13 protein-coding genes are annotated in these 17,376 nt (G+C 70.0%); 6 read left to right on the forward strand and 7 right to left on the reverse strand.

What is annotated here, in order from left to right; translation table 11 throughout:
• Positions 1-126 precede the first annotated feature (126 nt).
• From D7W81_RS20960 to D7W81_RS20970, 3 genes are all read left to right on the forward strand, one after another.
• Positions 127-1,020, forward strand: coding sequence for an undecaprenyl-diphosphate phosphatase (locus D7W81_RS20960; protein ID WP_120557162.1), 894 nt, complete (start codon positions 127-129; stop codon positions 1,018-1,020).
• Between the two features lie 14 nt (positions 1,021-1,034).
• Positions 1,035-1,658, forward strand: coding sequence for an NUDIX hydrolase (locus tag D7W81_RS20965; RefSeq protein WP_120557163.1), 624 nt, complete (start codon positions 1,035-1,037; stop codon positions 1,656-1,658).
• 138 nt (positions 1,659-1,796) lie between these two features.
• Positions 1,797-2,711 carry a N5-glutamine methyltransferase family protein gene (locus tag D7W81_RS20970; RefSeq protein WP_244227326.1) on the forward strand — a complete coding sequence of 305 codons (915 nt, stop codon included), beginning with the start codon at positions 1,797-1,799 and terminating at the stop codon, positions 2,709-2,711.
• Positions 2,712-2,718: 7 nt separating this feature from the next.
• Here the strand turns inward: D7W81_RS20970 and D7W81_RS20975 are convergent, their stop codons facing one another.
• The 4 genes from D7W81_RS20975 to D7W81_RS20990 all read right to left on the reverse strand — a co-directional run bounded on the left by D7W81_RS20975 (position 2,719) and on the right by D7W81_RS20990 (position 8,441).
• The gene (locus D7W81_RS20975) at positions 2,719-3,312 is read right to left on the reverse strand and encodes a hypothetical protein (RefSeq protein WP_120557165.1); all 594 of its coding nucleotides are present in this window, start codon (positions 3,310-3,312) and stop codon (positions 2,719-2,721) included.
• Positions 3,313-3,315: 3 nt separating this feature from the next.
• Positions 3,316-5,736, reverse strand: coding sequence for a BamA/TamA family outer membrane protein (locus D7W81_RS20980; protein ID WP_244227327.1), 2,421 nt, complete (start codon positions 5,734-5,736; stop codon positions 3,316-3,318).
• Positions 5,737-5,868: 132 nt separating this feature from the next.
• Positions 5,869-7,224: a sigma-54-dependent transcriptional regulator gene (locus tag D7W81_RS20985; RefSeq protein WP_120557166.1), complete on the reverse strand. Its 1,356-nt coding sequence runs from the start codon at positions 7,222-7,224 to the stop codon at positions 5,869-5,871.
• A complete protein-coding gene (locus tag D7W81_RS20990; protein WP_120557167.1) occupies positions 7,221-8,441 on the reverse strand; it encodes a sensor histidine kinase in 1,221 nt (406 codons plus the stop codon). Before D7W81_RS20990 ends, D7W81_RS20985 begins: the two co-directional genes overlap by 4 nt.
• A gap of 83 nt (positions 8,442-8,524) precedes the next feature.
• Between D7W81_RS20990 and D7W81_RS20995 the strand changes: the two genes are divergently transcribed.
• Both D7W81_RS20995 and D7W81_RS21000 read left to right on the forward strand, forming a co-directional pair.
• A complete protein-coding gene (locus tag D7W81_RS20995; RefSeq protein WP_120557180.1) occupies positions 8,525-9,919 on the forward strand; it encodes a serine hydrolase domain-containing protein in 1,395 nt (464 codons plus the stop codon).
• Between the two features lie 73 nt (positions 9,920-9,992).
• Positions 9,993-10,406 (forward strand): hypothetical protein, encoded by a 414-nt coding sequence (locus tag D7W81_RS21000; protein WP_244227328.1) that lies wholly within the window; start codon positions 9,993-9,995, stop codon positions 10,404-10,406.
• Positions 10,407-10,415: 9 nt separating this feature from the next.
• On the opposite strand, the gene D7W81_RS43560 is transcribed toward D7W81_RS21000, so the two are convergent.
• The 3 genes from D7W81_RS43560 to D7W81_RS21020 all read right to left on the reverse strand — a co-directional run bounded on the left by D7W81_RS43560 (position 10,416) and on the right by D7W81_RS21020 (position 16,065).
• Positions 10,416-10,892 (reverse strand): hypothetical protein, encoded by a 477-nt coding sequence (locus tag D7W81_RS43560; protein ID WP_244227329.1) that lies wholly within the window; start codon positions 10,890-10,892, stop codon positions 10,416-10,418.
• A 949-nt stretch (positions 10,893-11,841) separates the two neighbouring features.
• Positions 11,842-13,314: an MBOAT family O-acyltransferase gene (locus tag D7W81_RS21015; RefSeq protein WP_120557169.1), complete on the reverse strand. Its 1,473-nt coding sequence runs from the start codon at positions 13,312-13,314 to the stop codon at positions 11,842-11,844.
• A gap of 3 nt (positions 13,315-13,317) precedes the next feature.
• Complete coding sequence (locus tag D7W81_RS21020; protein WP_120557170.1) at positions 13,318-16,065, reverse strand: GDSL-type esterase/lipase family protein; 2,748 nt, start codon at positions 16,063-16,065, stop codon at positions 13,318-13,320.
• Positions 16,066-16,245: 180 nt separating this feature from the next.
• Between D7W81_RS21020 and D7W81_RS21025 the strand changes: the two genes are divergently transcribed.
• Positions 16,246-17,307 carry a mannose-1-phosphate guanylyltransferase gene (locus D7W81_RS21025; protein ID WP_120557171.1) on the forward strand — a complete coding sequence of 354 codons (1,062 nt, stop codon included), beginning with the start codon at positions 16,246-16,248 and terminating at the stop codon, positions 17,305-17,307.
• The last annotated feature ends 69 nt before the right edge of the window (positions 17,308-17,376 follow it).

The raw sequence follows: 17,376 nt of genomic DNA on the forward strand, positions 1-17,376 counted from the left end.
CTACCCGGGTTCCCCTCCCGGCTTCCCGGGGCCGACGGTCGGGTGGCGGACCCGGGCTCCGGTGTGGGGAACCTTCGCGCTTGCGGGGCAGGGGGGCAGGGCATATCCCTGGCGGCCACGTCCCCTATGAGCCTGCTCGAAGCCATCGTCCTGGGTCTGGTCCAGGGTCTCACGGAGTTCCTGCCCATCAGCTCCACCGCGCACCTGCGCATCGCGCCGGAGCTGTTCGGCTGGCCGGATCCGGGTGCGGCGTACTCGGCCATCATCCAGCTGGGCACGGTGGCCGCGGTGCTCATCTACTTCCGCAAGGACATCGTCGCGCTGGTGAAGGCGTTCGTCGTGGGCCTGGTGAAGCGGGACCCGTTCGGCACGCTGGAGGCGCGGCTCGCGTGGTTCGTGGGTGTGGGCACGCTGCCCATCGGCATCTGCGGGCTGGCGTTCAAGAAGCTCATTGAGACGCAGTTCCGGTCGCTCTACGTCATCGCGTTCAGCCTCATCGTGCTGGCCATCGTGCTGTTCGTCGTGGAGAAGCGCGCGTCGCACCAGCGCACCGTGGCGGACATGACGTGGAGGGACGGCATCCTCATTGGCCTGTGGCAGGCGCTGGCGCTGGTGCCGGGCTCGTCGCGCTCCGGCACGACGCTCACGGGCGGCCTGTCGCTGGGGCTCAAGCGCGAGGACGCGGCGCGCTACTCGTTCCTCCTGTCCATCCCGGCGACGACGCTGGCGGGCATCTTCGAGTTGAAGCACCTGCTGGAGGCCACGCAGCGCCCGTCGACGGTGGCACTGGTGGTGGGGACGCTGGTGGCCTTCCTGTCGGGCATGGCCGCCATCGCGTGGCTGTTGAGTTTCCTGAAGCGGCGCACCACGTTGGTGTTCGTGGTGTACCGGGTCGCGCTGGGGCTGGTGCTCCTGGGGCTGTTGCAGGCGAACATCCTCAAGCCGATGTCCGGCGTGGAGAACCTGTCCACGCCTGACGCCCCGACGAAGCCGCCGGTGGAGAAGCAGATCACGGACTGAGGAAGGGGGAGGTCGTGCACGTGCAGGCCCTGTTCGATGCGCTGGAGACGCGGCTGAAGGCGAGGCCGGCGCGGACGTTCGAGTGGAAGGGCCGGGCGCTGCGAGAGGCCGCGGTGCTGCTGCCCCTGTTCGAGCGGGACGGCGTGCCGCACGTGGTCTTCACCCGGCGCCCCGCCACGTTGCGCACGCACGCGGGGCAGTACGCGTTCCCGGGCGGCGGCCAGGAGGCGCGGGACGTCACGCCGCTGGAGACCGCGCTGCGCGAGACGGAAGAGGAGCTGGGCGTCTCGCGCGCGCACGTGCGGGTGCTGGGCCTGCTGGACGAGACGCCCACCACGTCCGCGTACCGCATCCGTCCCTACGTGGGCGTCATCCCCGGGGACGGGAAGTACGTTCCGAACCCGGTGGAGGTGGACCTGGTGTTGGAGGTTCCGCTGGTGCGCCTGATGGACCCCGCCATCCTTCGTGTGGAGCGGCACACGTGGGAGGGGATGGAGCACGACGTGCACTTCTACACGCACGGCGAGCACGTCATCTGGGGCGCCACCGGGCGCATCCTGCGCAACTTCCTGCAGTTCGTGGCGGACGTGCCGGGGGTGCAGGGCCTGCTGGACGCTTCCTCGCCTGCCGGGCACTGAGCCACGGAGTCCATGCGGACGGGCATCGCGGGCGCGGGCGTGCCTTGTCGCCTTGGAGGGCAGGTCCCAGGTTGTCAGGGGACGCATCCCTCTGAAAGGCGCGATGTGGACGGTGGAAATGGGCTCGGGGCAGCAGACGTGAGGGAAGCCGCGCTGTTGGCGCTGGGAGAGGCCCTGCGTGCCACGGGGTATGCCTTCACGACGGTGACACCGGAGACGCACCGGCGGGTGAACGCGCGGCCGGGAGCGAAGCAGGCCCACTCGGTCCGGGACGTGTTCGGGTGGAGCCGTCCTTTCGGGCCGGGCGTGCTGGAGCCCCGGATGGTGGCGCTGCTGGAGGAGGCCGGGGCGCTGGTGGACTGCAAGGACGGGACGCACCGGAGCCGGGTGCGGTTCTCCACCCTGGGCACGGGGCTGTATGTCCATTCCGCGTGGCCCACGTCGCAGAAGGACGCGGTGTTCTTCGGGCCGGACACCTACCGGTTCTGCTCGCTGCTCCAGCGGGTGCCGGGCTCGTTCCGGCGCGTGGTGGACCTGGGCTGCGGCTCCGGGGCCGGAGGCCTGTCGGTGGCGGCGCGGAGCACGGAGGTGGTGCTCGCGGACCTGAACCCGTTGGCGCTGGAGTACTCGAGGGTGAACGCGAGGCTGAACAGCGCGCACGGCGTCGAGGCGGTGCACTCGGACCTGCTGAAGGACGTGTCCGGCCGGTTCGACCTGATCATGGCGAACCCGCCGTACCTGGCGGACACGGACGGGCGCACGTACCGCGATGGTGGCGGCACGCACGGCACGGAGCTGTCGGTGCGAATCGTGCGGGAGGGCGTGGAGCGGCTGGAGCCGGGCGGCACGCTGGTGCTCTACACGGGCGCGCCGGTGGTGGAGGGTGAGGACTTGCTGCGCACGGCGTTGACGCCGGTATGGCGGAGCGCGCCGCTCTCGGAGGTGCGCTACGAGGAGCTGGATCCGGACGTCTTCGGCGAGGAGCTGGAGAAGGAGCCCTACGCGGGGGTGGAGCGCATCGCGCTGGTGGCGCTGACGGCCCGGCGGGGCTGACGCTGGCTCAGGGCTGACGGCTCACGGCGCAGCGGGCGGAGGCCTTCCTTGCGAGGTCTTCCGCCACGGAGCGCAGCAGGCTTCCCAGGACTGGCGTGCCGGAGGACGAGGGCTCTCCCTGCGTGAGCCACCGCGCCATGCGCCCGAGGCTCGCGGCCGTCACGACCTGGAGCCGCACCTCCACCTGCACGACGAAGTGTTCGTCCGCTTCGGGTCTGGCATCCAGCGTCCAGGCCACGCGCTCCAGCTCCAGCGTGCCCACGCCTCCTGTCAGCTCGCGCCCGTCCAGCAGGTAGCCCTCGCGCGTGAAGGCGAGCACCTGCGTCACTCGCGCGCTGTCCACGTGCGCGTCGAACCAGAAGGCGCGGTGCCGCCAGAGCGTCAGCTCCACCTCCAGCTTTCCCGCGAGGCCCAGCCGCACCAACCGGTCCAGCTCCGGGGCGATGAAGGCGCGTGCCTCCGGCCGGACCATCACGCGCCTTCCGGCGAGCGTCGCGGTGCAGATGGCGGACGGCTCCTCTGCCTGTGCCGCGGAGGCGAGCAGGCACGCCGCGACGACGAGCGCCGCGCCACGCCTGCTCTGTGTTGCGTTCCGTCCCATGGCTCAGAAGGTCCGGTTGAACAGCAGCCGCGCCTCGGGCGTGAGCCGGGCCTTGTCGTCGATGCGCCATGCGGCCTCGAAGCGCACGGCGTCACCGAAGTGGAAGCTGCCGCCCAGGCCCAGCTGCGCGTCCGACCACGCCGACGCGGCGTGTACCGAGCCCAGGTCCGCGAAGATGCCCAGGCCGTGCCAGCGGTACTCGGCGCTCGCGAGCACCGAGCTGTCGCCTCCCCGGAACTCCTTGAAGCCGAAGCCTCGCAGCGCGGTCCAGCCGCCCAGCGCCTCCTGCTTCTGGAGCGGCAGGTCGTGGCCCGTCGCCGCCCGCAGGCGCAGGCTCAGGCCCGTGTGCCAGTTCATGGGGTAGTCCAGGGCGACGTCGCCCACCAGCTTCCAGAAGCGCGCATCCGCGCCGTCCGCTCCCGGTCCTTCGCCCACCTCCATCGTCACGAAGCCGCGCAGCGTGGGTTCGCGCTTCCAGTTCTTGTGGCGCTCGAAGAGGGACGTCTCCGGCGTGCGGAAGAGGGAGCCCACGCGCGTGCCTCGCTCCGCCGCGCCGCTGTACTCCAGCCGCACCACCGCCGAGCGGAAGCGCCCCTCGTTCACCGGCGCATTCGGGAACGGCGGGTCGTCGTTCCGGAAGAGGCTGAGCGGCGGGGTGAAGGACTGGAGCGAGCCCGTCGTGTCTCCACGCACCTCCACGCCCGCGAGCCATGACTCCGCCCAGCGCCAGGTGGCGAAGGCCGTGAAGCCCTGGCGGCGGAAGTAGTCCCGGTCCGGCCGGTTGATGAGGAACGAGTAGAAGTACGAGTCGAAGTCCCCCAGCCGCCAGCGGTCCAGCGTGTCGATGAAGTCGTGCACCTGCGCGCCCAGCTCCTCCAGCCCCAGCGCGGGCAGCTGCACCTTGGCGCCTCCCAGCAGGTTGACGCGGCGCTGACTGCGCGTGCCTTCCGGATCATCCGGCAGGCGCTGACCGCCCAGCCGCAAGGGGATGAAGAAGGCCCCGTCCAGCGTCGTGTGCACGCGGTCCCGGGAGTCAAAGAAGCGCAGGCTCGCCGCGAGCCCTGGAGCGAAGCCCGTCACCTGCGTGTGCACGGGCAGCAGGTCCACGTCCAGGTCCGGAGGACGCGGCTCCATGTGCACGATGAGCCGTTTCCCCTCCAGCGTGAGGCCGTCGGTTTCCGCGTTGGAGTCTTCGTCAAAGAGCCGGCCCCAGCCCACTTCGAACTCCACGCGCTCGTGTCGCCGCGACTTGCGGCGTGCCTCCTCCTTCGTGCGGTAGTGGCGCGTGCCGTCGGTGCCGCGCTCTTCCACGATGCGCACGTCCGTGCGCTCCTCGCGAAGGTCATCGCTGTCCACCGCCCGCAGGAAGGGCAGCCGCGACTCCAGCCGCTCCATGGCACGGCGGGCATCACTCCGAAGGAAGACGTCGCCGGGCTCCAGGGCCAGGGCTTCGCGCACGCGCCTGGCCATCGCGTCGTCCACGCCCCGCACCTCCACTGATTCCAGCTGGCCCTCGTCCACCGTCACGACGAGCTTTCCCTCGGGAGACAGCGTGGCGGACACCGTGGCCAGCAGGTAACCGTCATCTTCGCGGAGGGTCTCGAGGACGCGCTGGAGCGCGGCGTTCAGTCCTCCCAGCAGGATGCCGGGACGGAACGCTCCGTTCTCCCTCCGCGCCAGCCAGGCCCGCGGCGGTCGCGGCGGCGGACACGGGCTGACGACCCTCAACGTGCCATGGCGCTTGTGGACGCGCAGTGTGGTGACCTCCTCCTGCTCCTCGTCCTCGTCGGGGGAGCGGGAGGGCTGCTCGAACAGCGCGTCCCACAGGTCATCGGGCCGGAGATCCTGAAGGCCCGCGAACTCCACCGAGGTGAGCGTGGGGTGCTCCTCCACGGTGACTTCGAGCAGGGCAGGGCCCTGGTCGCTGACACGAACGCGGGGCTCCACGCGGGAGAAGAGGCCGGTGCGTGCCAGGCGATGCAGCAGGGACTGCACCTCGTTGGCGGTCAGGGGGCGTGTGGCGTCCGCGGGAGGTGCGCCCACGAGCTTGCGGACCTGCGGCTCCGTGAGCCGCTGGAGCCCACGAAGCTCCAACCCCGTGGGCGTGAGTCCCCGCCCGTCGACCTCCACCTGCAAGGCCCCGAGGACCGTGGAGTCTGAAGTGTCGCCCTCGTCCTCGTTGAAGCCCTCCGGGCACGTTGGGTAGTCGGAGTCCTCCGAGGCGGCGTCGCTTTCGCGCGAAGGACTCGGAGCGTTGTCGGCAGCCGATGCATGGGAGGTGCTGCCTTCCGGCGCAGTGCGGGATGGGGTGACAACGGCGGACGGGCTGGAGGTGCCGGCATCCGGTGTGGGTTGGGCTCGGGCCGCGAGCGAGATGAAGCAGAGCGCCAATGCGAGACGGTTCATGGAGGGCGGCAGGAGCATGCGGCGTTCCAGGCGGAGGCTCACGGCAAGTACCCGGAACGACGAGGGACGAGCGGGCAGGCGGATGTCATGGACACATCCGGATGTATCGGGCGGTTGTGGCCGTGACATCACCGGGCCTCTCCACGCGATTCATGAAGAGACGGGCAGGCCCAGGGCCTTGATGCGCCGGTAGAGGTTGCCCCGGTCCACCTGGAGGAGGCGCGCGGCCCCGGCGATGCTTTCGCCTTCGCGGAGCGCGGCGCGGATGAGGTCCCGCTCGAAGTCCTCCACGTGCTCGCGGTAGCTCTTGTCTCCCAACGTCCGGCGCGGCGTGGGCTCGGCGCCCGCCGGAGCCGTCACCGCGTCCGGCCTCAACTCCAGGGGACCGTCGCCGCGCAGCAGGTTCAGCCGTTCAATGACGTTGCGCAGCTCGCGCACGTTGCCGGGCCACGGGTAGGCGCGGAGCGCGGCCTCCGCTCCTGGCGCGAGCACCAGCGGCGTCTTGGGACCCGCGAGCTCCGCGGCGAAGACTCGCGCGAGGGGCAGCAGGTCCTCGGGGCGCTCGCGCAGCGGCGGCAGGTGCAGCGGCAGCACGTTGAGCCGGAAGAAGAGGTCCTGCCGGAAGCGGCCCTCCTTCACCGCGCGGCCCAGGTCCTGGTGCGTGGCCGCGAGGATGCGCACGTCCACCGGCACCGGCAGCGTGCCGCCCAGCCGCTCCACCTGACGCGTCTCCAGGACGCGCAGCAGCTTGGCCTGGAGCTCCAGCGGCATGTCCCCCAGTTCGTCCAGGAACAGCGTGCCGCCCTGCGCCTGTTCGAAGCGGCCCGCTCGCCGCGCCACCGCGCCGGAGAAGGCGCCTCGCTCGTGGCCGAACAGCTCGCTCTCCAGCAGCGTCGAGGGAATGGCCGCGCAGTTGACCGCCACCAGCCGGCCCTTGCGTCCAGAGGCCTTGTGCAGCGCTTGCGCGACGCGCTCCTTGCCGGTGCCTGTCTCTCCCGTGATCAGCACCGCCGTGTCGCTGGGGCCCACTCGCGCGATGAGCTGGCGCAGGGATTCCATGGCCGGGCTTTCGCCCACCAGGTGCCCCGGTTGGGCCAGCGCGTCCAGCAACCGCTCCCGCTCCTCGCGCAGCGCTCCCAGGGCCAGCGCGTTGTGCAGCGCCGTGAGGAGCCTCTCCGGGGACGGAGGCTTCTCCACGAAGTCCGTGGCCCCCAGCTTCAGCGCCTGTACCGCTTCGGAAGGGGAGGCCTCGCCGGACAGGACCACCACCGGCACGGGCAGCGGCTTGGGCAGACGCGCCAGCAGCTCCAGTCCTGTCTCGCCGGGCATGCGCAGGTCCAGCAGCATCAGCGCGGGGGGCGCATCCGCCGCTTCGAGCAGGCGCGTGGCCTCCGCCGTGGAGCGGGCCTCCACGGTGGTGAAGCCGCCGTCTTGCAGCAGTCCACGCACGGCCCTCAGGACACCGGGGTCGTCGTCGACGAGGAGGATGCGGGCTCCGGGCTTCATGCGGCCACCTGGGAGGTGTCGGAGGAGGGAACTCGCGGCAGCACCACCTGAGCCCGGGTGCCACCCCGGGCGCCCGGCTCCAGTCTCAGGGTGCCGCCGTGCTCATGGGCGATCTTCTGCGCGATGGGCAGGCCCAGCCCGCTGCCACCGGGCTTGGTGCTGAACAGCCCCCGGGTGAGGACCGGGCCCTCCAGCACGTCAGGCACGCCGCTGCCGCCGTCGCTCACGGTGACGTGCACTCGGCCGTCCTCCGCTTCGTGCAACGCGACGTGGACGGGTGGGGCCGTGGGGGGAGAGGCCTCGGTGGCGTTCTTCACCAGGTTGCCGAAGAGGCGTCGCAGGCCGTCAGGGTCCGCGCGCAGTGACACCTCGGCGCCAGGGTCCAGCACCACGGGCACGGGTGAGTTGCCCGCGTACAGGGCGCATACCTCCGCGAGCAGCGGACGCAGCGCCACGTCCTGGAAGCGAGGGGCGGGCAGACGCGCGAAGGTGGAGAAGCTCTGGGTCATGCGCATGAGCAGGTCCACCTCCTCCTGGAGGAGCGCCACCGCTTCGGCGAGGCGCGTGGGGTCTGGCGGAGTGTCGGCATCCCGGGGAGACAGACGCGCGAGCGACAGCCTCATTGCGGTCAGGGGGTTCTTCAGCTCGTGGGCGAGCGCCCGCGCCACGTCCTGCCACGCGGCGATCTGCTCGGCGGCCTTGAGGTGTTCGCGCTGGTCCAGCAGCTCCTGGCCCATGCGGTTGAACTGGCCCAGGAGGAACTGGAGCTCATCGCGCGCGGGTTCGGGGACGGGCAGGCGGACCGACAGGTCTCCCCGCGAGTAGGCCTGCATGCCTTCCAGGAGCGTGGCCATGGGGCGGGTGAGGACGCGGCCCAGGAGCACCGCGGACAGGGCCAGCACGATGGCGGCGATTACGCCCACTCCAGCGATGAACACGGGCACGCGGCGCACCAGGGCCCGCCGGGCCAGCTCCGCCTGCGCCAGGTTCAACCGGGCCTCGTCGAGCGCATCCGGGGGCAGTCCGCGGCGGGTCATCTCGCCGGAGACGTCGTCGAGCACGCCCTCCACGGGGGCGATGGAGATGGAGAGCACACGCTCCAACACGCCCTGGGCCAGCGCGCCCAGCAACGCCAGAGGGATGAGGCCCGCGAGCAGCATCACCGCCAGCAGGCGCCGGCGGAAGCGGAACGGAGGCGGTGGCGAAGCACGGCGCATGGTGTGGGGTTCATATCGCGGGGAGCGGAGGCCGTGGCCGTGCATCGTTCGCGCGGACGGGGTCTCATGAAGGGATGCTCCTCATGCGCAACCTGGTGACGTCGCTCGTGTTGGCTGCTGTCTTCCTATTGGCCCCTCCCGCTCAAGCCCGTGACGCGCTCCGCGAGCGAATTGACGCGTTCGTGCGCGCGGAGCAGAAGCGGCTGGGCGTGCCGGGGCTCGCGGTGGGGGTGGTGAGCCACGGCCGGGTGGTGCTGGCGAAGGGGTACGGCTTCGCGAACCTGGAGCACGGGGTCCCGGTGGGGACGGACACGCTCTTCCAGTCGGGTTCGGTGGGGAAGATGTTCACCGCGACGGCGCTGATGCTCCAGGTGGAGGCGGGGCGCGTGTCGCTGTCCGACAGCGTGACGAAGTACTTCCCGGATGCGCCGGCCACGTGGAAGCCCATCACGGTGCGCCACCTGCTGACGCACACGTCCGGCATCAAGGACCTGGAGGGACTGCTCGACGAGCGCAAGGACTACACGGAGCAGCAGTTCGCGGAGTTCATCTACAAACTCCCGTTGGAGTTCCCAGCCGGGCTGCGGTGGAACTACAGCAACTCCGGCTACGTGCTCTTGGGCATCCTGGTGAACCGCGTCGCGGGCATGACGTATCAGGAAGTGCTGGCGCGCCAGGTCTTCAAGCCCGCGGGCATGAAGACGGCGCGCGGCATCAGCGAGGCGGACGTCATCCCGAACCGCGCGGCGGGCTATCAGTTGGTGGGTGGCGCGGTGAAGAACCAGGGCTGGGTGTCGCAGTCGTTGAACACGACGGGGGACGGTGCGCTCTACTTCTCGTTGAAGGACATGCTGGCGTGGGAGGAGGCGGTGGAGAAGCGGGCCCTCCTGACGCAGGACAGCTGGCGGGAGGTGTTGTCGCCGGTGAAGCTGAACAGCGGTGCCGCCTGGCCGTATGGTTTTGGGTGGGAGGTGCTGGATCGCAACGGCAAGCCGCTGCACCAGCACACGGGCGCGTGGCAGGGATTCCGGACGGCCTACGCGCGCTTCCTGGGGGACGGGCTGTCCATCGTGGTGCTGGCGAACCTGGACCGGGCGAACCCGACGCTGTTCGTGGAGGGCATCGCGGCCATCGTGAATCCGGCGCTCGCGGTGCCGCCGCTCAAGCCCATTCCGGACACGGAGCCGGAGGTCACGGCGAAGCTCGCGGCGCTGCTGGAGAAGACGCGGCAGGGAGCCTGGGAGCCGTCCATGTTCGCCTACGTTCCGGACCGGTTCATGGCGGAGGCAGGGCCGTACTTCCAAGCCACGTTGCAAAAGCTGGGGCCCGCGGGGCCGCTGGTGCTGGCGAAGCGTGAGACGCGCGGCGACGACCGCCTCTACACGTACCTGGTGCAATTCGGTGCAGCGACCTGGCGGTACCGGGTGGGACTGAGCACCGACGACCGCGTGACCCTGTTCACCCTTCAGGTGAACTGAAGCGGCCGGGTAAACTCGGCGGGATGGCGCATGTCGAGGCGCAGTGGAGGATCCAGTGCTGAAGCCGCATCATGTGCTCCTCGTCGTCTCGCTCCTCCAGGACGGAGGAGTGGCTGGCTCGCGGACTGGCATTGCCATCGAGGACGGAGGAACCGTCCGCCCGCCTGGTATCGCTGAACGCATCCAGTGGCCCGACGACCTTCAGCCCCTGGCGACCTTGGACGGGCCCGCTGTTCTGGCCGCGCACGCCGCGTTGAAACGGGTCCTCTCCCGTTACCCCAAGGAGTACGCCAAGAGCTGTGCGTTCTCCGCGAAGGGGATGGAAGTCGTCGTGGGCGAAGAGCGGGGGATGTACTTCGTCCGCATCAACCCCCGGCCCGACAAGTGCGGATGGGAAGCCGGCACCGTGCTCGGGTTCGACGTGTTCGAACTGTACGCCGTCTCACCTGAGGGAAAGGTGCTGGCCCGGTACCCCTCCATGCCGTGAATGTGTGAATCAGGGCTGGTAGGGGTATCGCGTGATGTCTCCGTCTGGAGAGATTGCGTACAGCTCGAACCAATCCGTTTCCAGGCCCGTGACACCGGGGCCGAAGCCCGAGCATCTGCCCACACGGCGATTGACGCGTGCGAAGTACCAGCCCGCTTCCTGGCCAATGACGACTTCCAGTGCCCTGGCGGAGAAGGCGCATTGGCCTGTGGACTCCTTGGGAAATTGCTTCAATGCCTCTTCCAGAGCTGCATGTGCAGCCTGGATCGCGGGGCCCTCCAGGATCGCGAGAGGCGGCAAGTCCTGCTTCGGCCACGGAATGGACGCGTCGGGGGCTGGGCCGGGGAGCCCCGCATCTGGAGGCGCGTCCAGCGTCTGTGACGCCACCGGACCAGGATCCGGCCGCCTGTTGCAAAGCGGTGTCCCAAGAAGCCCCATCTCCAGCAGCAATGATGCAATCAACATGGCGTGCGGAGCCTTCAACATGTTGCACCGGGATAGCTCATGGGCCTCTAGAGGTGGAGTGCCGCCGAGCAGTTGGGGGGAACGCCTTCAGGCCTGAGCATGCTGGGGGGACTGGGCTCGCAGCGTGCCTGGAAGTCCCAACGTTTCCTATCGCCGTCCCACCGGAAGACCTCGCCTTTCTGGTTCCATCTGTAGAACCGGGGCGCATCACGATGCCCGGTGGCAAGCCAACCCCAGGCTGGAATCACCTGTCCCTGCTCGTCACGCGCGAGCTGTCCATCTGGCGTCGTGCCATAGGCGACCATCACCCATGCACCTTCCGACTTCGCCATGGGCCAGGTGCGCAGGTCCTGATTGCTCAGGCCGGAGGCGCATGGATGATTGTGCGCGTAGCCAAAGACCGGAAGGTTCCTGCCGAGGTCTGCGTCCTCGACACCTCCAAAGGGAGGCATGCACGAACTGCTCGACTTCAATGTGTTGCGCGCGGGCCAGGAAACACGCCAGTCCGAAGGCGTTCGATAGAGGGCGACGCAGTACTCCGATGCCTCCGGACGTGGGCGCCCTGTGTGCGAGTCACATGAGTCAACCGCCCCTGGAAGCTCCAGCAAGGCCTGGAGCGTTGGAATCACCAAGTCATCTGGGACAAGCGCGGATTGCGTCAAGACAGCGGGAATCTCGGGCCATGGCCCAGGAGCTATGGTTAGCCCCTCCAAACCGTCCTGCGTGGAGAGTTCGGATGCTACGTAGAATCGCCGAGCACCTGAACTCGCGCATGCGATGCCCAGGCAGACCACGGTGAGTCCGAGTCGTTGCCAGAGGGATGCCATCGGGCGGCAGAGTATTGGGGAATGCAAGTACGCGTCAGCTCCGCATGCGGATGCCAACGGCAAGGTGCCTGATGCTCTCCCGGCCAACTTGTAAATGCGGCTTACCAGTTGCTAACCAAGCTCCGTCGAGGATGCCAGCGTACTCAGAACTGCAGGTACACGTACGGCCGGGTCTCCAGCGTGGACAGCTGGCGGATGCCCAGGCCCAGCAGCACCAGCACCACCGCTCGCGCGGGCGCGGGCATCTTGAGGAACGTGAGCGCCGCCAGGTCGTAGACCTTCATCGGCACCGCGTGCGCGATGATTGCGATGGCCAGCATGCTCCACATCAGCGGCCCCACGTTCGCGAGGCCCGGGATTCCCGCCAGCATCCGCGCGTAGAACTCACCCGCGTGCGCCATGTCCGGCGCCCGGAACACCACGCGCGTCAACACCACCAGCGTGAACGTGGCCAGCATCCCCAACCCCACGCGCACCGGGCCGGGCTCCTGCTGCTTGCCCCGGAACCACCACCAGCACCGCACCCCGCACAACGCGACTCCGTGCACCGCGCCCCAGACCGCGAAGCGCCAGTCCGCCCCGTGCCACAGGCCTCCCAGCACCATCACCATCATCAGGTTGAAGCACACGCGCGGCTTCGAACGGCGGTTGCCGCCCAGCGGGATGTACAGGTAGTCCCGCAGCCACGACGACAGGCTCATGTGCCAGCGGTTCCAGAACTCGAACAGGTTCTTCGCCAGGTACGGCCGCGCGAAGTTCTCCGGGAACTTGAAGCCGAACAGCGACGCCACCCCAATCGCGATGTCCGAGTACCCCGAGAAGTCGTAGTACAGCTCCAGCGTGTACGCGACCGCCGCCACCGCGCACTCCGCGGACGAGTACGCGTGCGGACTGCCGAACACCGGATCCACGATGCCGCTGCCCAGCACGTCCGCGATGACCAGCTTCTTCACCAGCCCCACGGCAATGCGGAACAACGCCTTGTTCCCGTCATCCGACGACAGCGTGGGCACCTCGCGGAAGTGCGCCATCAACTCCGACGCCCGGACGATGGGCCCGCTCACCACGCGCGGGAAGAACAGCATGTAGAGCAGGTGCTCCACGAACGAGTGCTCGGAGCTGGCCTTCCCCCGGTACACGTCCACCGTGTAGCTGATGGCCTGGAACACGAAGAACGACAGGCCCACCGGCAACAACAGGTGGAAGGGCTCCGGCCGCACCTCCACGCCCCACGGCCCCAGCAGCGACGACACCGTCCGGCGCAACAGCTCCAGGTACTTGAAGCCCGCCAGCAGCCCCAGGTTGGAGACGATGGACAGCACCACCAGCAGCTTGCGCAGCCCCGGCCGCTCCGTGCGCCCCATCCCCTTCACCAGCAGGTGATCCACCGTCACGCCGGCCAGGAAGATGAACAGCGGCACCAGCTTCACGATCAGCGCGCCGGGCGGCATCCCGCCCACGAACGCGAGCAGCGGCACCTGCAGGAACGACACGTAGACCATCAGGCTGGCCGTGAGCAGCAACAGCATCCGCGGCCAGTAGTGCCGGTGCACCGCCCAGTAGAGCGCGAACACCATGACGACGAAGACGACGTACTGGAGGCTGTGGGACAGCACGGCTCAGGGCGCTCCCGCGGCGGAGGCCGTCGGCTCGCCGCCCTTCTTCGTGGACTCGTACGCCGCCATCAGGTCCTTCACGAACGCGTTCGCCAGCACCGCGTAGCCCTGCTGCGTCAGGTGCACGCCGTCCGCGTGGCCCAGCGGCGCCGGCTGCCGCTGCCAGCGCTGCATGGAGCGCTCGCCGCCCATCGCCGCGCGCGCGGACCAGTACGCACACCCCGCGTCCTTCGCCACCTGCGGCAGCGTGTTCAGCACCTTCGCCAGTGAGGGTGCCTCGTCCCACCGGCCGTTCGCGTCCTGCGCCAGCCGGTCCGTGGGCCCGATGAGCAGGCACTCCGCGCCCGTCGCCTTGCGCATGCGCGCGATCAGCGCCGCGTAGTCCTGGCGCAGCCCGGTCGCGTCCAGCCCCGGCAGCTCCGCCTCGTTGGTGCCGTACCAGAACACCAGCAGGTCCGGCCGGCGCGCGGTGAGCTGTGCGTCCAGCGCTGGCGCATCCATGTCCCGCGCCGTGAAGGCCGTGGCCCCGGGCAACCCCAGCGCGTCGTACACCAGCCCCGGCGTGTCGTACTCCAGTGACGCGCCCAGCACCGTCGCGCTGCCGCCACCCTCCGGCACCTTCACCTGGACCGAGTGCGCCACGCCCGTCACCGGGAACGAACGGATCCGCACCGTGGGCTGCGTCAGCGGCTCGGGCGGCGGCGCTTCCGGCGCAATCGCCTCACCGTCCACCGTGATTTCCGGCGCCGCGGCCCCCGGCGCGTCCAGCGCGTACAGGTCCAGCCGGCCCTGGGGGTTCTTGTCCTCCGCGCAGCCATCACAGAAGGAGATGCCCAGGCTCGCGCCGGGCGCGCCCACCGCGCGGATGCCGGTGAGACCCCAGATGCTTCCGGCGCTGCCTCCGGGCGTGCTCTTCGCGTCCTCGACCGTCCACTCGCCGTCCAGCGTGCGCGTCACGTGCGCCGCCTCCAGCCGGGAGGACGGCTTGCCCGCCGCGATGAAGCCCCGGCCCGCGTCGCCAAAGCGCTTCGTCAGCGCGTCGCGGACCTTGTCGGAGAAGTAGTGCGCCGCCGTGTGCGACGCGCCCAGCTGCGCGATGCCCACGCGCAGCTTCGCGCCGGACTCGCGGCGGGCCAGCGACTCGAACGTGCGGCGCAGCGCCGGGGTCGCGTTCTGCAAGCCCGTGGTGTCCGTGCCCGGCACGCGCGGCGGATGCGTGCGCGCGAAGGCCCGCTGCAGCGCCAGGTCGAACAGGTGGCCCAGCAGGTTGGAGCCGCGCACGCGCGGGTGCACCAGGTCCTCCAGCATCAGGCCGGACTCCAGCCACTTGAGCGCGGAGCCCTCGCCGCCCATCGCCGCCAGCGTGTCGTAGAAGGCGCAGCCTCCCGCGCGCGCCTCCTCGCGGAACACCTCCGACACCTCCGCCGAGTGCCGGCGGGTGATGAGCTCGCCGCTCATCGTGCGCACGCCCGCGTCAATGGGCGACATCACGAGGCACGCCGCGTCCGGCACCGACGTGCGCACGCGCGACACCAGCTCCTTCATCTGCGAGCGGACCTCGTCCAGCGTGGTGCGCTCGCGCGAGAGGAAGAACGCCTCGTTGCCGCCCACCATCAACACCACCAGCGACGGCTTGCGGTGCTTGAGCTGCGCGCGGAACGCCTGGGGCTGCGCGCGCAGGTACACCTCCGCCATGCCGCCCAGCAGGCCCACCGTGTCGTAGACGACGCCCGGCGTGCCGGACTCCACCGCCACGCCGTGCAGCTCCGTCTTGCCGCTCGCGGTGAGCGTCAGCGCCTTCGCGCCCTCCGGAAGCTTCAGCCGCGCGAACGCCGCTTCCGCCTTGGGACCGAACGCGCGCGTCTGGATGCGCTGGGTGTTCTTGCCGTCCACCGCCACCTGCACGGAGCCGTTCGCGGGCTGCGCCAGGAAGAACAGCTCCGCCTCGCGCGCGCCCTCCACGGAGTAGCGCGTGGACTGCGCGGGGCCGCTCGTGGAGAAGGCCACGCCCGTCCAGCCCACTCGGTCCTTGGGCCAGTGCGTGTCCACCAGCCGCTCCATCTTCCAGCCGTCGGTGCTCGCGGTGCCCGCGCGCGTGGCGCGGCCGGCGCTGGCCAGCCGGTGGATGTAGAGGAAGCCCGGACCGCCCGAACCAAAGCGCTCCTGGAGCCGGTCGCGCACCACGTCCGTGACGTAGTCGGAGGCGATGAGCGAATCGCCCAGGTGCACCACCCGCACCGGCGTGCGCCGCGCGTCCGAGCGCAAATCCCCCAGCGCCTTCAGGAACGGCGCCAGCCCGTCCTCTTCACACGCGCCGTCCGCGCGCGTCTTACGGCAATTGAACTCGATGTCCACGTGCTTCGCGCCCATGCGCTCGCGCAGCGCTTCCAGTTCCAGCGCGGTCGCCAGCGTGGGGGCGCTCAGCTCCTCCAGGCCGATGCCCGGGACGGCGGGGGCTTCCGTCACCTGCGGGCCCGCCTTTGGATCCGTGTCGTTGGCGGCGGTGTCCGCTTCCGCCAGCGCGGAGGGCGGGGCGTCCGGCGCCATGCTGTCGGCGGGCGGACGCGGCGCCTTCACCCCGCGCAGCGACGGGGGCAGCACGAGCGCCGCCAGCTTGGGCCCGAGCGAACCTTCCTGACGGAGGCTGGGGAGGGGGCGGAACTTCTCCGGCAGGGGCGCCAGGGACAACCCCACCGCCAGCAGCACGGTGAAGGCCAGCGTCCATCCGGTGGATGTGGGCTTGAGGCTCAACGCCGGGGCATGAGACTGGCTTTTCGGGGGCGGGTCAAAACTCTGCCCACATTGTCGCGCCCCATCCCTCGGGGGGCAGGCGGCCGGGCCCCCTTCCTCGGACGGCGCGAAGCGCTATGGTGCGCCGCCGTTCGCGCCGGGTCGTGGTCCGGCGTCCCGAGTAGGAGCTCACACCCGCATATGGCCCTCTACCCCGTCATCATGGCCGGAGGCTCCGGCACCCGCTTCTGGCCGCTGTCGCGCCAGGCCCGTCCGAAGCAGTTCCTCCCGCTGGCCTCCAAGCAGCCGCTGCTCACCGACACCGCCCAGCGCCTCAAGGGCCTGGCGCCGGTGAAGAACACCTTCATCGTGTGCGGCCCCGTGCACGCGAAGACGGCCGCGAAGCTGGTGAAGGGGCTGCCCAAGGGCAACATCCTGGTGGAGCCCGTGGCGCGCAACACCGCGCCCGCCATCGCGCTCGCCGCGCTCCAGGTGGCCGCGCGCGACCCGAAGGGCGTGCTCGCGGTGCTGCCGTCGGATCACCACGTCGCGGACGTGAAGGGCTTCCAGCGCACGCTCGCGGAAGCGGCGCGCATCGCGGAAGGCGGCCACATCGTCACGCTGGGCATCAAGCCCGCGCGCCCGGAGACGGGCTACGGCTACATCCAGGTGGGTGACGCGCTGGAGGGCGGCGGGCGCGGCGTGAAGGCGTTCAAGGAGAAGCCCGACCTCAAGACGGCGCAGGAGTACGTGGCCGGCGGCGACTACCTGTGGAACGGCGGCATCTTCGTCTTCCGCGCGGACGTGATGCTGGAGGCCTTCCAGAAGCACATGCCGGAGATGCAGAAGGGCCTGGACGCGCTCCAGAAGGCCGCGGGCAAGCGCACCTTCCCGGCCGTGCTCAAGCGCGTGTTCCCCAAGCTGCCCTCCATCTCCATCGACTACGGCGTGATGGAGAAGGCGGAGAACATCGCGGTGCTGGACGGCGACTTCGGCTGGTCCGACGTGGGCTCCTTCGCCGCCATCCCGGAAGTGCGCCCCGCGGACGCGCAGGGCAACGTCGTCTCCGGCGACGCGGTGCTGGTGGACTGCACGGGCTGCGTGGTGCTCGCGGACAAGCGCACGCTGTCCGTCGTGGGCCTGCATGACGTGGTGGTGGTGGACTCCGGGGACGCCGTGCTCGTGGTCCCCAAGGACAAGAGCCAGGACGTCCGGAAGGTCGTCGAGGCGCTCAAGGCCCGGAAGCGCACCAAGCTGCTGTAGGCCCAGAGGCGACGTTTCCCCTCACACATTTCTTCCCGGGGCGTCCTGTCGTTTCTACAGGGCGCCCTG

Source organism: Corallococcus aberystwythensis (genome assembly GCF_003612165.1).
In the GTDB taxonomy this organism is placed as follows: domain Bacteria; phylum Myxococcota; class Myxococcia; order Myxococcales; family Myxococcaceae; genus Corallococcus; species Corallococcus aberystwythensis.

Bases quoted from the DNA above. Each gene is read 5' to 3' on its own strand.
- D7W81_RS20975 (WP_120557165.1), bottom strand. From the start codon at position 3,312: ATGGGACGGAACGCAACACAGAGCAGGCGTGGCGCGGCGCTCGTCGTC.
- D7W81_RS20980 (WP_244227327.1), bottom strand. From the start codon at position 5,736: ATGCTCCTGCCGCCCTCCATGAACCGTCTCGCATTGGCGCTCTGCTTC.
- D7W81_RS20995 (WP_120557180.1), top strand. From the start codon at position 8,525: ATGCGCAACCTGGTGACGTCGCTCGTGTTGGCTGCTGTCTTCCTATTG.
- D7W81_RS21025 (WP_120557171.1), top strand. From the start codon at position 16,246: ATGGCCCTCTACCCCGTCATCATGGCCGGAGGCTCCGGCACCCGCTTC.
- D7W81_RS20960 (WP_120557162.1), top strand. From the start codon at position 127: ATGAGCCTGCTCGAAGCCATCGTCCTGGGTCTGGTCCAGGGTCTCACG.
- D7W81_RS20990 (WP_120557167.1), bottom strand. From the start codon at position 8,441: ATGCGCCGTGCTTCGCCACCGCCTCCGTTCCGCTTCCGCCGGCGCCTG.
- D7W81_RS20985 (WP_120557166.1), bottom strand. From the start codon at position 7,224: ATGAAGCCCGGAGCCCGCATCCTCCTCGTCGACGACGACCCCGGTGTC.
- D7W81_RS43560 (WP_244227329.1), bottom strand. From the start codon at position 10,892: ATGTTGAAGGCTCCGCACGCCATGTTGATTGCATCATTGCTGCTGGAG.